Below are 14,674 nucleotides of genomic sequence, written 5' to 3' on the forward strand. Positions count from 1 at the left end.
CCGCCGCTTCCCTTCGTTCTTTTTTTCCTCTGTTGATCGAACCGCCCCATCTACCCCCGCAAGGAGCATCGCCATGGCCAAGAGCAGTCAGAAATTCATCGCCCGCAACCGGGCGCCCCGCGTGCAGATCGAATACGACGTCGAACTCTACGGCGCCGAGAAAAAGATCCAGCTGCCCTTCGTGATGGGCGTGCTGGCCGACCTGTCGGGCAAGCCCACCGATCCGCTCGCGCCCGTGGCCGACCGCAAGTTCCTGGAGATCGATGTCGACAACTTCGACTCGCGCATGAAGGCCATGAAGCCGCGCGCCGCGTTCGCGGTGGAGAACTCGCTCACCGGCGAGGGCGAGCTCAAGGTGGAGCTCACCTTCGAGAACATGGAAGACTTTTCGCCCGCCGCCGTCGCCAGGAAGGTGGGCGCGCTCAACAAGCTGCTGGAAGCGCGCACGCAGCTGTCCAACCTGGTGACCTACATGGACGGCAAGAACGGCGCCGAGGAACTGCTGGCCAAGGTGCTGGAAGACCCGGCCCTGCTGCAATCGCTGGCCTCCACCGCCAAGCCCGACGACGCCGCCACGCCGCCGGCCGCCTGAGCCGATCGAAACCCCAACGCCTGACACACCGGTACACGAGGAGAAACCACCATGGCCGAAGCACTCGAGCAGAGCGCACTCAAGGACGTTGCCTATGCGGGCAGCGACTTTTCGTCGCTCCTTCAAAAGGAATTCAAGCCGCGCAGCGACGAAGCCAAGAGCGCCGTCGAAGCCGCCGTGCTCACGCTCGCGCAGCAGGCGCTGAGCAACAGCACGGTCATCGGCAAGGACGTGACCAAATCGATCCAGGCCATGATCGCCGCGATCGACGCCAAGCTCACGGACCAGGTCAACAAGATCATCCACCACCCTGATTACCAGAAGCTGGAGAGTGCGTGGCGCGGCCTGCACTACATGGTGAACAACACCGAGACCGACGAGCACCTGAAGATCCGGGTGATGGACATCTCCAAGGTGGATCTGGCCAAGAGCCTGAAGAAGTTCAAGGGCGCGGCCTGGGACCAGAGCCCGATGTTCAAGAAGATCTATGAGCAGGAATACGGCCAGTTCGGCGGCGAGCCCTTCGGCGCGCTGGTGGGCGACTACCACTTCGACCAGAGCCCGCCGGACATCGAGCTGCTCGGCGAGATGTCCAAGATCGCGGCCTCGGCGCACGCCCCCTTCATCACCGGCGCAAGCCCCAACCTGATGCAGATGGAGTCGTGGCAGGAGCTGGCGAACCCGCGCGACCTCACCAAGATCTTCCTCACGCCCGAGTACGCCGGCTGGCGGTCGCTGCGCGATTCGGACGATGCCAAGTACCTGGGCCTGTGCATGCCGCGCTTTCTTGCGCGCACGCCCTACGGCGCCAACACCAACCCGGTGGAGGAGTTCGACTTCGAGGAAGACACCGCCGGCGCCGACCACAGCAAGTACGCCTGGGCCAATGCCGCGTATGCGATGGCGACCAACATCAACCGCTCGTACAAGCTCTACGGCTGGGGCTCGCGCATCCGCGGCATCGAATCGGGCGGCGCGGTGGAGAACCTGCCGCTGCACACCTTCCCGAGCGACGACGGCGGCGTGGACCAGAAGTGCCCGACCGAAATCGCCATCAGCGACCGGCGCGAGGCCGAGCTCTCCAAGGCGGGCCTGCTCTCGCTCATCCACCGCAAGAACTCTGATTTTGCGGCCTTCATCGGCGCGCAGTCGCTGCACAAGCCGGCCGAGTACGACGACCCGGACGCCACGGCCAACGCCAACCTCGCGGCGCGCCTGCCCTACCTCTTTGCCTGCAACCGCTTTGCGCACTACCTGAAGTGCATCGTGCGCGACAAGGTCGGCAGCTTCAAGGAGCGCGACGACATGCAGCGCTGGCTCAACAAATGGATCATGAACTACGTGGACGGGGACCCCGTCAACTCGTCCGAGGAAACCAAGGCGCGCAAGCCCCTGGCCGCGGCCGAGGTGGTGGTCGAAGAGGTCGAGGGCAACCCCGGCTACTACACCTCCAAGTTCTTCCTGCGCCCGCACTACCAGCTGGAAGGCCTCACGGTGTCGCTGCGGCTGGTGTCCAAGCTGCCCTCGGCCAAGGGCGGCAAGTAACGAAGGCATATGCCTTCGGTGGGCCTTTGAAAAAACGGCCCTCCGCTCGTTCTCCTGATAGCTCCCGGGCACCAACGCTTAGGCACCGCACGGAAGCCCTTTTTTCCTGATTCACACACAACTGAAAGGTAAGCATCATGGCTGCAGACATGTTTTTGAAGCTCGAAGGCGTCGACGGCGAATCCAAGGACGATTCGCACAAGAAGGAGATCGACATCCTGGCCTGGAGCTGGGGCGCCAGCCAGTCGGGCACTGGCCACGTGGGCGGCGGCTCGGGCGCCGGCAAGGTGAGCGTGCAGGACGTCTCGATCACCAAGTACGTGGACTCCGCCTCGCACCTGCTGCTCCTGGATTGCTGCAACGGCCAGCACATCAAGAAGGGCACGCTGGTGGTGCGCAAGGCCGGCGCGACGCCGCTGGAGTACATCAAGCTCACGATGGAAGACATCCTGGTGAGCAGCATCCAGACCGGCGGCAGCGGCGGCGAAGACCGCCTGACCGAGAACATCCAGCTGAACTTCTCCAAGTTCAAGTACGAGTACACGCCCCAGAAGGCCGACGGTTCCGGCGACGGCACCAAGGAAACCGGCTGGGACATCGCGGCCAACAAGAAGGTCTGACGCGCTTCTCCGGCTGCCGCCAGCGGCCGGGGGCCGCTTCATCCGCTCTCGATTGCCTTCAGCCGGAGACACGCATGGCAACACTCAACCCCAAGGTCCTGCAATGGGCCAGCGCCCAGGTGGGCAAGCACATCGGCGCGCGCGAATGCTGGGACCTGGCCAACAAGGCCCTGCTGCAGGCCGGCGCCGGCACCTCGTCGGACTTCGGTCCGATGGGCGACGACGACGACTACATCTGGGGCGACGAAGTCGCGCTCAAGGATGCGCTGCCCGGCGACATCCTGCAGTACCGCGACTACGAGATGACCACCACCACCACCACCGACGTCACCTTCGCGGACGACTCGGGCTGGGTCGAAGACCCCTCGGTGATGGTGGGCCACCCGCACCACACGTCCATCCTTTCCAGGAACCCGGGCAACGGCGCCATCACGGTGCTGGAGCAGAACTACAAGGGCAACAAGGAAGCGGTGCGCTCCAGCACGATCCAGTGGAAGGGCAGCTCCACCTCGACCACCAGCCGCAAGCAGATGAAGCGGCAGGACAACGGCAAGATGGAATCGGCCCTCGTGGTGGTCACGGTGGACGTGACGGTGAGCGGGACACTCAAGGCCTATCGGCCGAAGAAGCCCTGATCCCTTGACCTTGCAAACGAACAGAGATGCGCGGGCCCGCAAAGGCCCGGCTTCTTTTCCGATTCGCCGCTAGTCCGCCGGCTTGCCGGGCGCGGCCGCAGGCTCGTCGATCGGCGCCGGCATCGTCACCTCCTCGAGCGCCGGCATCAGCCGCGTCGCATCGTCGATGTCATCGGCAATCACCCACAGCGTGAGCGCGGTGTAGTTGTCGTGGCCCGGCTTGGCGCGGGCCTTGATCTGCGTATCGAGCTGCTCGGTCCACTGGCTGGGCGTGCGCGAGGCATGCAGCGTATCGACCAGGCACTCGTCGCCCAGCGGCTCCCACACGCCGTCGCTGCACAGGAGCAGCACATCGCCCGACACTAGGCGCATGCGGTCGGACACCGCGATGTCGGGCGCCTCCTCGATCGAGCCGAGCGCCGACAGCAGCATGTTGCGCTGCGGATGCAGGCGCGCGCCCTCTTCGTCGAGCATGCCGCCCGCCACCATCTGCTGCACCAGGCTGTGGTCGGTGGTGCGCGCCACGATGGCGCCGCCCCGAAAGAGGTACGCGCGGCTGTCGCCGCTGTGCACCCAGGCGAGCGCCTGGTTCTCCAGGTCGATGGCCGCGAACACCACCGTGGAGCGCATGCCCGCGAGCTTGCCGCCCTCGGCCTGGCGCGCGACCACGTCGCGGTTGGCCTGCTCGACCAGCGTGCGCAGCGTGAATTCGTCCAGCCCCGGCGCCGCCGAGAAGCCGCCCAGCATGCTCGTGCGCGCCGTGGCCGCGGCCACGTCGCCGCCGCCATGGCCGCCCGCGCCGTCGGCCACCAGGCAGGCGACATAGCGCTCGTCGTGCCAGTGGCCATGGACGTCCTCGTTGTAGGTGCGGCCGCCCTGTCGGGACAAGGTGACGATTTCGATTTCCAAGCGGGGTGCCTCGCGTGTGCTGGTGTTGTTGTGGTGGCTTCGACCGAGGCCGTCGTTCTGCTTTTTTGCTTTTTGCTCTTGTTCTTCTGCGTCACTGACCGTCGGACTTCAGGCGCGCCATCTGCTCTTCGTAGGCCTGGAGAAACGCCTTGCCGAAGAGGTTGTGGAAATCGTCTTCCGCCTCGCTCGCGATGCCGCCGTACAGCGCCACGAACTGGTCCCAGAGCTTTGCCTTGCGGTTGGCCGCGAAGATGGCGTCGAGCGCCGACTTCGCGCTGATCTTCTTCTCGAGCTCCTCGGGCTCGAAGCGCCCGATGACATGCGCGAGCGCCGCGCGCATGCCCACCATCACGCCGAACTGGTGGGCGCGCAGATCGTTGAAGGCATCGCGCATCGCCGCCTCCGGCGGCATGAAGCCGCGCACGCCCGGCCCGAGCAGGTGCGCGAGCGCCACCTCCACCGTGGGCGAGAACTTCAGCGGGTTGTTGGCCTGCGCCGCGATCATCGTGACCTCGGCGCGCACCTCGCGCTTGAACTCCTGGCGCGTGAGCAGGAGCTGCAGCGTGCCTTCGGTGGCGCTGCGCAGCATCGAGCCGATGCGCTCCATGAGGCCGGGCGTGAGCATCTCGGGCGGCTGGTGCGTGCTGGCCAGGCCGCGCAAAAACGCGGCGAGCAGCTCGTCGTCGGAGGCCGCGCGTTCGGCACGCGGCGCGGCCGCGCGCGGAACGGGTGGCGCAGGTGGTGGCGCAGGTGGAGGCGGCAATGGAGGCAGCGACTCCAGCGGCCGGCTCCCCAACTCGGGGCCGCTGATGCGGATCGGCTGGCCCGTGATGTCGTCGAACTGCGGCAGCACCTCCGCGGGTGCCGCGGCCACCGGTGCGGGCGCGGGTGGTGGTGGTGGTGGAGGCGAAGGAGGTGGTGGCGTCACCGCCTTCGGCGGCGTGAAGCCGAACTGGTCGATCGGCAGGTGGTCGGAGCGCGGCGTAGGCGTGGGCGGCGCCGCGCTCTGCAGCGCAGCCAGCGGATCTGCGGACGACGCCGTGTTCGGCTGCAGCAGCGGATCGGCCAGCGGCGACAGCGCGAGCGGATCGCCGCCGATGCCGCCCCCGCCGCCCATGCCGCCGAACAGCTCGTCGATGCCCGAGGCCTTGCCATGCGCGGGCGGCGCGCCGAGGTCGGAGAAATCGTCGAGCGCCCCGATGCCCGCGGACGGCGCGGAGCTCGGCGTGGTCCCGAGCAGATTCGCGAACGGATCGACCTGCGCGGCCTGCGCATTGCGCGAGCCCGTCTCCATCGGGTCGGGGAAGAGCAGCGACTCGGCGCTGGCCGGTGCCGGCGCCCTGGCGCCACCGGACGAAGCGGGCGCGGGTGCAGGCGGCGAGCCCAGCCCTGCGAGCAGGTCGGCGAACGGATCGTCGCTCGTGCTCGCGGCAGCAGCAGCAGCACCGGCCGGTGCCGACATGATGGTGTTGGGAATCGCCAGCGACGGCGGCGCCGCGGCCGTCATGCGCACGCTGAGCTCGAAGCTGCCGACGACCAGCCGCGCGCCATCGGTGAGCGGCGCTTCCTTGCCAGAGCCCAGCGACACGCCGTTGCACTGCATCGGATTGCTGCCCCGGTCGATCACGAAATACTGGCCGTCGCGGCACAGCACCTGCGCATGCACGCGCGAGACGGTGCGGTCCGGATCGTCCAGCACCAGCGTGTTGGTGTCGGCCCGGCCGATGGTGCCCCCGTTGGGCCCGAAATCGGCGGCGATGGGCTGCCCCGCCGGAGCGCCTTGCCGGGTGATGACAGCGATATGGATCATGAATCGGCCCCCGAGGCTCTAGGCCTTTCTATGCCCGTACACAGCCCGTGCGCGCACGGCGTGCAAGGGCGAAAAAACTCAGAAGGAGTATTCATTCCGTGGGGCACGTTGGCAATCTCGCCTTAAGAGGTATGCCATTGCAGCCAGGCTGCGACGGCGGTGAAGATGAAGGCGATGAGGAGCCAGGTGCGCACGGCGGCATCCAGGCGCCGCGGCGCATGCCGCGCCCATCGCGCCGTGGCCGCGATCAGGAAGACAACAGCCAGCGCAGCGAGGATGTAGCGGGCTTGCATCTCTTCAAGCCGCCAGCGCATCGAGCCAGCGCTGCTGCCGCCAGGCCGGGGCACCAACGGGAAACAACACGGTTCCGGGTTGCAGGAGACCCAGGTGCTGGGCTGCCGCCGCGCGCTGGCGCTGATGGCCATGGCGCAGCACGCGCACGCAGTGCGCCAGCCCGGGCGGCTGGCCCAGGAAGTAGCGAACGCCAGGCGTGAAGACATGGCCGTCGGCCTGCCACCAGCGGGCGATCGCCGGGGCGTCGGGCCACGGCAGATCGGCGTCTTCGTCCTCGGCGACGTTGTCGTCGTCCGGATCGTCCGTGAGCCCGCGGCTGCCGCGCCCGGCCGATGCCCCTGCAAGCGAGGATGCCTGCACGGAAAGTCCGGTGATCGTGCGCAGCGACTCGGCCGCGATCCGCGCCGACTCGGGATGGTCCAGCTGCTTGATCAGCCACGGCACGAGCTGCGCATCGCCCGCGGCGCCGCAGGCCTCGATGAGCCGGCGCAGCGCCGGGCGTCCCTCGGCGCCCTGTATGGCCTGTGCCATCTGCCCGAGCACATGGCGCGCCCGCGGCAGTTCGGCGGCGCGCACGAACAGCGCCAGCGCCTCGGGCGCCTCGGCCGTGCCGCCCTCGGCGATCTGCTGGAGCACCTCGATGGCGGGATGCGCATCCCCCAGCAACAACGCCGCGCCCGCGGCGCGCAGGCGCACCCGCGCGCTCCCGTGCCCGAGGTTCTCGCGCACCCGATCGATACTGCCCACGACGCCGACCTCGCCCGCCAGTTGCAGCGCCCGGGCGCGAACCGCGTCATCGCCGTCGTCCAGCAGCGCCCACAGCAAGTCGCCGGGCGGCGTGCGGTGCAGGTGCATCGCGGCGGTGGCCAGGTAGCGCGCCAGCGGCGCGTCCGCCGCGGCCATCTTCACCACAAGCCCCTGCAGGGCCTTGCTGGAAACCCAGCCGAACGCCCCCACCAGGCTCTCGTTGCAGACCTCGTCTTCGACCTGCACGCCCGCTGCCGCTGCCAGGACCTCCCGCACATGCATCGTGTCGCCCGACTCCACCGCCAGCACCGTGGGCGCGAACAGCCCGCCGGGGCCGGCATCTTCGGCGCACGCGATGCAGGCCTTCCAGCCTTCGGCCTCGGTGGTGCGAAGCAACGCGATGTGCGCGTCGATGCGCTCGTCGAAGCCGGCGAGCCGCTTGAGCGTGTCCCGCCCGCCGACCAGTCTCGCGCGATGCTGGACCAGCCATGCGAGTTCGTGCGGGAGCCGCTCGATCTGCCGCGCGACCACGGCCCGCGCCGACGGCGCGGCACCGTCCGCACGAGCGAAGGCGCGAAAGGGAGGCGTTCGCGCGCCGTCGGCCGGCGCGATCAGGCAGGCGCCGCGCATCTCCCCTTCGGAGGACGACTCGCACACCGCGACGGCGCCTGGCGCGTAGCCCCAGTACATCGCGTGCGCCCCGACGATCACCTGCAGGGGCAAGGTGGCGCATCCCACGTCGCCCGTGAATGCCGGCAGGTGGATGCACGGCAGGCCGTCGCGCCAGGCGCGGTACTGCCGCGCGAGCAGGGCCGTCGACTCCCACGCGCGGTAGCGCTCGCCGTTGATGTCGGTGATGCGCCATTCGATCTGTTCCTCGGCCGCCCCGGCCCGGCGCAGCGCCGCATCGATCGCGCGCTGCAGCCCGCTGCCCACCGAATAGCGGTCGGTGCGCAGGCTGTCGGCCTCCTGCGCCTGGGCCGCGCCCAAGACGCAGGCCATCGCGGGCTCGGAGAAAGGCCCCGAGGCACGGCCCGTCAGAAAGAAGGCGGCCGCCTCGCCGGGGATCAGGCCGAACGGGTTGGCGGCTTCGTGCAGGCGTCCGCTGTCGTGCAGGCGTTCGCGATCCTCGTCGTTGAGCATCGAATCGACGCCGCCGATCAGCGCCGCATCGATCTCGTTGCGCGCGAGCAGCGCATCGGCAAGTTCCATGGCGCCCGCGGCCGATGCATGGCCTTCCAGCAGCACGCGCGAGTGCTGCGAGGGCCGCAGGCCCAGGCTGCGCATCGCCCGCGCGATGAAGGCGTGGCCCGTGCCGTCCAGCGTGATCGCGTGGCGGCGAAACGGCTCGGGCAGGGCCACGAACAGCGCGCAGCGCGCGATGTCGCCGGCATAGGCGGCCAGGCATTCGCGCACCGCGCGCAGCAGCATCTTGCGCAGCCAGGCCTCCTGCGAGGGCTTCAACTTCCCAGCCGCGGGCACGGGCGCCGCCAGCAGCGGATCGCCCGTGTCGGGCAGCACCGCCTCGACGCCGCTCAGCCCGGCGCGGATGGCGGCGCAGGTCTGCGCGGCATCCATGCCGACGGCCGTGACGCATCCGGTGGCGTAGATCAGTTGCATGACGCGGCGCCCGGGTCCGGCCGGTTCAGTGGGCGAGCGCCGGCGCGTCGCGCCCGACATAGCGCTTGCCGCGCTCTTGCGCGCGCAGCCAGGCCGGCGAAACATCGCCGATGACGATTTCGCGCACCAGGCCCAGCGTGCGCAGCCCGGTGAGGCAATGCCGCGCCAGCACGGACACGGTGCGCGCCTCGGCGTCCACGTACACCGTGTCCGTGCGCAGGCGGTGCTGCACCATGCCCTTGGAGTGCAGCACGGTCACGCCGATGTCGGGGGCCGGCATGCGAAAGCGCCAGAGGCCTTCGGGCGTGAGGTTGGCCAGCTGCACTTCCTCGTCCGGCATCGCGTGCGGCCACTGCTGATCGAGCGGCGCGCATTGCGCGAAGCGCGGGTCCAGATCGACCGGCGGCAACGGCCAGCGCGAATCCGTCCAGGCCTTGTCGTAGGTTCCGGCATGGTTCAGGCGCGGCGTCCAATTGGGCGCGACCGCGCCGAAGCCGGCCACCGGAAACGCGGTGTCGGAAGCGCCCATCATGTGTCCGAAAGGCCCGATGTTGGGCAGGTCGCTGGCGACCGACGGGTCCGACGAGGCTGCACCGCGCCAGCCCACCCCCACGGGGTTTTCCAGATGGCATGCGCTCACCGCGTCCGCGGCGTCGCGAACGCTGCCGCCGAACGCGCGCTCGTAGCGCAGCGGCATGGCGACGAAGGGTTGCGGCGATGAGAAGCGGGTGCCGGTGAGTCCGGCCCGCTGCCTGTCGCCGGTGAGGGTCAGCACCTTGCGCCAGCCGCCGACGCGCACGCCCACGGCCATCTCCGTCACCGCCTTGCCGTGCGGCGCGTGGGCGGTGGCGTTGAGGATGAAATCGACCGCGGGCTTGGCCGCGGTCGCCGCGCTCGCCCGCCGCAGCGACGACCGGCCCGGCACGCCGCCCGGCTCGTCGCCCAGCGGCGGCGGCACCTGCTCGGGCAGGGCAAAGGGCTCGCCCGCGTCATCGAAGCCGTAGGTCGCGCACACGAGGATGCAGAAGAACAGTTGCCCGTCCCGGTCCATCAGCAGCATGCACTGCTGCGCGAAGGGCGTGGTGTTGAAGATCGCGGGCGTCATGCGGGGGCACCGTGTCAGGTCCAGTGGCCGGCGCCGTCCAGTCCGACGGGCCAGTACGGCATCGCCGAGAGCAACTCGGCGGTTTCCATGTCGCCTTCGTCCACCACCCATTGCAGCAGGAAGGACTCGGGGGCGACCGGCGGCGCCTCCTTGGCATTGAGCGCGCTGCAGGCGAGCCAGTACTTGCGGATGACTGCGACCGTGTTCGGGTCCGACGCCGGCCCCGCCGGAAACTCGGCCCAGTTCGCGACCCGCGCCTGCTTGGCCGAGCCCAGTTCCTCTTCCAGCGACTGCGTGCGATAGGCCCACCACTCGACCGCCTCGTCCAGCACTTTCTTCAGGTCCTTGCGGTATTTGGTGAAGAGCGCGCGGTGCGCGGCCGAGGCCTCGCCGCGCGCGGGCGAAACATGAACGACGGCCGCGCCGCTGAGCGCCAGATCGCGCGGCGCGACGAGCAGCCTGGCGATTCCGTCGTTCATGCCCTCTTCTGTCATGTACTTCGGCTTCATGGGAATTCCTTCATTCGATGTGCATCGGTGTGCATGGCGAAACCGGACCCTTCAGATCCAGCGCTCGTTCTTGTCGAGGCCCAGCGGCGTGAAGACGAAGTCCGCCATGAATTCCGCCAGGTCCTCCACGCGGTTGGGCAGCATCTCGATCAGCAGCTCGCGCGGCTCGACCGGCGCCTCCAGCGTTTCCAGGTCGGCTTGCTCGTCCTCTTCGTCGATGTCTTCGCTGCCCCAATCGGCTTCATCGGATTCGTCAAGGTCTGCTTCATCGCCATCGCCATCGTCCTCGCCCTCCTCCGCCGCGTCGTTCAGCCGCTGGCATTCCAGCGCGTACTTGCGAAAGACCGCGATCACGAACGGGTGCGACACCGGCCCCAGCGGCCAGCGCCTGTCGACGGCCTCCTGCGCGGCCGACGCATCGGCACCGGCCTGCGTCTCGCCCAGCAGCAGGGCCTGCCACCAGGCCAGCGCAACAGCCCTGGCCTGGCGCATCTCGACGACGTAGTCGTCGAACAATTCCTTGTAGTCGCTCATCGGCTTCTCCTTCGGGTTCGGTTGGTGGCTGCTACTTGATCTTGTTCAGGAAGGCGTTCACGCGCGCCGTCCCGTGCCTTCTGGACACCGTGCCGCCCTGCTTGCTCGAACACGGCCTGCAGTGGCCCTTGGACGTGGCCGCCGTGGACTTGGCCCATTCCTTGAACTTGGCCACGGCGTTGCATCCGCCCCGGTACCAGGCGACGATCAGCGGCGGCTGGTGGTCGGGCACGGTGGCGTTGCGCCACTTGCACTTCCAGCACTTCTTGCCCGCGATCTTCTTGCGCTGCGCGGCATTGGGCTTGCCCTCCTTGGGGCGCTTGTAGCGGTTCTTGCAGGGCTCGGTTCCATTCCAGCCATGGGCATTCGCCACGCGCACCAGCGCGGCCGGCTCGATGATCCCCACCGGGGGCGTCGCGCAGTTCTGGCCCATGGGGTCGCCGTGGCGGCACACGCCCTTGCCCTCGACCTTGACCGTGTGCGACCAGTTCGAGAAGACCGCCTTGCCCTTGGTCTTGTGCGTGACCACGTTGCCGCCCTGCGTGCCCGCTTCGTTGCCGGTGCTGGTGCTGACCTCCGAGGCGTCCTCCAGCGCGGTCGGCTCGCCGTCGATCAGCACCGAGCTGCTCCCCTTGGACAGGTCCGACGCGCTGCACACGTTCACGTAGGGCACAGGCAGCGGGCCGCCCGGCGGCGGCGGCGGCGTCAGGCACACATCGCCCGGCGCAACGCCCTTGCCGCCGCTTCCCTTGTGAAAGAGGCCCATGCCTTCGGCGTAGACGGTCAGCGACATCGGGGCATCCCGGGTGGTTGGCGCCGCGCTCAGTTGAGCTCGATGGACCCGCCCTTGAGCGAGTTCACACCGGTGGCGCGGGTCTGCACGAAATGGCCGTTGATCAGGACTTTGCCCGCCCGCGTGAGCGTGATGCTGGAGCCGCCGCACTGCAGCACGATGCGCTCGCGCGCCGACAGCACCAGGCGGTCGCCGTCCGCCTGCGCATGCACGACGCCCTCCTGTGCCTCCTGCCCCGACAACACGCGCCCCAGGATCAAGGGCCGCTGCGGATCGCCTCGGTCGAAGGCCACCACGACATCGCCGCCCACGTCTTCATCGCCCAGATGCACGGTGGTGCGTGCGCACAGCGGCGATGCGCCTTCTTCTTCTTCTTCTTCTTCTTCCTCTTCCTCTTCCTTTTCCATGCGCACCCAGGGTCCCGCGCCGGTCAGCGCGACGAGCCGCGCCACCCGCACGCCCAGCTGTATCGCGCCGGGGTTGTCGCCGGTGGCCGGCATCAGCCGCGCCAGTGCTTCATCGCGTCCGCTCATGTCGGCTCCTTCAGTTGTGGGTGATCTTCGAACCCTTGACCACCACGTTGCCCGAGGCCTTGACGTTCACCGCGCCGGAGCCCTCGATCAGGATGTCCTTGCCCTTGATCGTGATGGAGCCGTCCTTCTTCATCACGATGCTCGCGCTGCCCGTGGTCAGCGAGATCTCGTCGCCGGCATCGACCACGAACTTCTTGCCCACGCTGACCGTGTCGTCCTTGTCGATGCTCGACGAACGGCCCCCGCCCACCGTCATCGCCGCATCGCTTCCCACGTTGATCGCGAGCTTGGCGCCGACCTTGATCGCGCGGTTGGCGCCGATGGACTCGGTCTGGTCGGCGCCGATGGTCACGTTCTGCGTCGCCCCCACATTGATCGTCTGGCTCGCCCCCACCGTCACCGCCTGCATCGCGCCCACGGTGATCTCCTGCGCCGCGCCGACGGTGATGGTCTCGTTGATGCCCACCGTGTGCGTGCGCTGCAGCGCCACCGTGGCCGCCTCGCTCGCGCCGACGGTGATGGTGCGGTTCTGCCCGATGGAGATCGTCTCGTTCAGGTCCACCGTTTCCGTGCGGTTCATGTGGACCGTGATGGTCTCGTTCTTGTCGACCGTCTCGGTGCGCTGACCGTGCACGGTGATCGTCTCGTTGTTGTCCACCGTCTCGGTGCGGTCGTGCTTGACGTGCGTGGTCTCGTCGTGATCGATGGTCTTGGTGCGGTCGTGGCCCACCCAGTGGGTCTCGTCGTTCTCCACCTCGATGTCCTGGTTCTTCTCGGCGTGCAGGTACACCTGCTCGGAGCCCTTCTTGTCCTCGAAGCGGAACTCGTTGCAGTTCGAGGCGCTGCCCTTGGGCGTGGAGCGCGTGCGAAAGCCGCTTTGCGTGTGCGAGCCGAACGGGATCGGCTGGTCGTCGTTGTAGACGCGGCCCACGATGATCGGCCGGTCGGGGTCGCCGTTCAAAAAGTCGACGATCACCTCCTGGCCGATGCGCGGAATGAAGTACCCGCCCCAGCCCTTGCCCGCCCACGGCTGCGACACGCGCACCCAGCAGGTCGACTTCTCGTCGCTCTTGTCGTAGCGGTCCCAGTGAAAGTGCACCTTCACGCGGCCGAAGTCGTCGGCATGGATCTCCTCGCCCGCCGGCCCCACCACGATGGCCGACTGCGGCCCCGGCATCACCACACGCGGCGTGAGGCGCGGCGGGCGGAACGGCACGTCGATGGGCAGCGCGGTGATGAGGAAGGCGCTCGTGCCTTGCGGGTCGGTGCGCAGCGCGGGCGCGCTGGCGATCAGCGCGTCGAGCGCGGGCCGCGCCTCGGCGTTCACCGGGTTCACGGCGTCATCGGCGAGCGCCTCGCGCAGCGTCCGCTCGATCGGCATGCGCGGCGCGCTGTGCGGAATGCTCTCGTAGCCCGGGTGGCTCGCAGCGAAGGTGCAGGCCGCGATGATGTAGTCGCCATCGCGCGCGCCGTCGGGATCGCCCTCGAAGCTGAAGCTGCGCCCGGCCGCGACGTCGGGCCAGGTGGTGAGCGCCCAGTGGCGCTGGCGGCGCGCGACGATCTCCTCGCCGCGCAGCTTGCCCTTGTCGTCCGCGTCGCCGCCCGAGAAATAGCCGCCCGCGAATTCGAAGGCCTCGAACTCCGCGAGCTCGTGCTTGTCGGGCGCGCCGCCCGCGGCTTCGAGCTTCTTCTTGATCGACTTGAAGTTGCTGTCCTGCGAAGCGTAGGTGCCCGTGTCGAACTGCCGCGCGCTCACCCAGCGCGAGATCTCGTTGTGACGCGCCTCGGTGGTGTCGGTCGCGACGTGGCGCAGCGTGCCTTCCACCGGCAGCTTGTCGTGCGCCATGTCGCTCGCGTCCGACAGGTGCATGGTGCCGGCCGCATCGTGCGCGTCGAACCAGTAGTAGATGCCTTCGTCTTCCAGTAACCGCGATAGGAACTGGTAGTCGCTCTCCTGGTGCTGCACGCAGTAGCGGCGCGGGTTGTGCGTGCCGATGACGTTGCTGGTCTCGGTCTTCTTGAAGCGCTTGATGGGGCTGTCCTCGAACACCGCGTCGAGCACGTCGAGCACCTTCTTGTCCTGCAGGATGCGCGAGTTGATGCGCTTGGTGAGCAGCCAGAACCACGAGCGCAGGCCGATGCGGTATTCGAAGTGGCGCCCCACGTGGCCGGTGCGCTCGAAGCGCACCGCGTGCCCCTGGCAGTGGCGCTCGTGCGCGCCGCCGTCCTTGTCCTGGAACTCGATGACCACGTCGAACGCGCGGCCCAGGATGTCCTTGGCGTCGAGCGCGCGGTTCTTCGAGAGCACGGTGAGCTCGTAGGTCGACGGGCGCGCGAGCGCCTCGTGGCCCACGATGCGCCAGAACATCAGCTCGCCGTTGACGGGCGAATCGCTTTCGATACGGAACTCGTGATCAGCCATGGATTG

The 14,674-nt window shown here is 68.5% G+C and carries 14 protein-coding genes; 4 read left to right on the plus strand and 10 right to left on the minus strand.

Annotated elements, in window-relative coordinates; genetic code table 11:
* Nucleotides 1–73: 73 nt before the first annotated feature.
* From tssB to ACZYRS_RS30075, 4 genes are all read left to right on the plus strand, one after another.
* Entirely contained in the window at nucleotides 74–592 is a 519-nt protein-coding gene (tssB, locus tag ACZYRS_RS30060) for a type VI secretion system contractile sheath small subunit (RefSeq protein ID WP_198788247.1), read from the plus strand.
* A 51-nt stretch (nucleotides 593–643) separates the two neighbouring features.
* Nucleotides 644–2,137, plus strand: a complete 1,494-nt coding sequence (gene tssC, locus ACZYRS_RS30065; RefSeq protein WP_042579877.1) for a type VI secretion system contractile sheath large subunit — start codon at nucleotides 644–646, stop codon at nucleotides 2,135–2,137.
* 137 nt (nucleotides 2,138–2,274) lie between these two features.
* A complete protein-coding gene (locus tag ACZYRS_RS30070) occupies nucleotides 2,275–2,757 on the plus strand; it encodes an Hcp family type VI secretion system effector (RefSeq protein ID WP_198788248.1) in 483 nt (160 codons plus the stop codon).
* Nucleotides 2,758–2,831: 74 nt separating this feature from the next.
* The gene (locus ACZYRS_RS30075; protein WP_463422130.1) at nucleotides 2,832–3,392 is read left to right on the plus strand and encodes a hypothetical protein; all 561 of its coding nucleotides are present in this window, start codon (nucleotides 2,832–2,834) and stop codon (nucleotides 3,390–3,392) included.
* Nucleotides 3,393–3,461: 69 nt separating this feature from the next.
* On the opposite strand, the gene ACZYRS_RS30080 is transcribed toward ACZYRS_RS30075, so the two are convergent.
* From ACZYRS_RS30080 to ACZYRS_RS30125, 10 genes are all read right to left on the minus strand, one after another.
* Nucleotides 3,462–4,301, minus strand: a complete 840-nt coding sequence (locus tag ACZYRS_RS30080; protein ID WP_463422131.1) for a PP2C family protein-serine/threonine phosphatase — start codon at nucleotides 4,299–4,301, stop codon at nucleotides 3,462–3,464.
* A 91-nt stretch (nucleotides 4,302–4,392) separates the two neighbouring features.
* Entirely contained in the window at nucleotides 4,393–6,111 is a 1,719-nt protein-coding gene (gene tagH / locus ACZYRS_RS30085; protein WP_463422132.1) for a type VI secretion system-associated FHA domain protein TagH, read from the minus strand.
* Nucleotides 6,112–6,233: 122 nt separating this feature from the next.
* Complete coding sequence (locus ACZYRS_RS30090) at nucleotides 6,234–6,404, minus strand: hypothetical protein (RefSeq protein ID WP_463422133.1); 171 nt, start codon at nucleotides 6,402–6,404, stop codon at nucleotides 6,234–6,236.
* Nucleotides 6,405–6,408: 4 nt separating this feature from the next.
* Nucleotides 6,409–8,772, minus strand: a complete 2,364-nt coding sequence (locus ACZYRS_RS30095) for a TIGR02270 family protein (RefSeq protein ID WP_463422134.1) — start codon at nucleotides 8,770–8,772, stop codon at nucleotides 6,409–6,411.
* A gap of 25 nt (nucleotides 8,773–8,797) precedes the next feature.
* Entirely contained in the window at nucleotides 8,798–9,877 is a 1,080-nt protein-coding gene (locus ACZYRS_RS30100; RefSeq protein WP_463422135.1) for a DUF2169 family type VI secretion system accessory protein, read from the minus strand.
* A gap of 14 nt (nucleotides 9,878–9,891) precedes the next feature.
* Nucleotides 9,892–10,386: a hypothetical protein gene (locus ACZYRS_RS30105; RefSeq protein WP_198788254.1), complete on the minus strand. Its 495-nt coding sequence runs from the start codon at nucleotides 10,384–10,386 to the stop codon at nucleotides 9,892–9,894.
* Between the two features lie 51 nt (nucleotides 10,387–10,437).
* Nucleotides 10,438–10,920, minus strand: a complete 483-nt coding sequence (locus ACZYRS_RS30110; protein ID WP_463422136.1) for a hypothetical protein — start codon at nucleotides 10,918–10,920, stop codon at nucleotides 10,438–10,440.
* A gap of 31 nt (nucleotides 10,921–10,951) precedes the next feature.
* The gene (locus tag ACZYRS_RS30115) at nucleotides 10,952–11,713 is read right to left on the minus strand and encodes a DUF4150 domain-containing protein (RefSeq protein ID WP_198788256.1); all 762 of its coding nucleotides are present in this window, start codon (nucleotides 11,711–11,713) and stop codon (nucleotides 10,952–10,954) included.
* 29 nt (nucleotides 11,714–11,742) lie between these two features.
* On the minus strand, nucleotides 11,743–12,246 hold the full coding sequence (locus ACZYRS_RS30120; RefSeq protein WP_463422137.1) for a DUF6484 domain-containing protein: 504 nt from the start codon (nucleotides 12,244–12,246) through the stop codon (nucleotides 11,743–11,745).
* Between the two features lie 10 nt (nucleotides 12,247–12,256).
* Complete coding sequence (locus ACZYRS_RS30125) at nucleotides 12,257–14,668, minus strand: type VI secretion system Vgr family protein (protein ID WP_463422138.1); 2,412 nt, start codon at nucleotides 14,666–14,668, stop codon at nucleotides 12,257–12,259.
* Nucleotides 14,669–14,674 lie beyond the last annotated feature (6 nt).

The sequence above is a fragment of the Variovorax sp. AC194 genome (assembly GCF_979257995.1).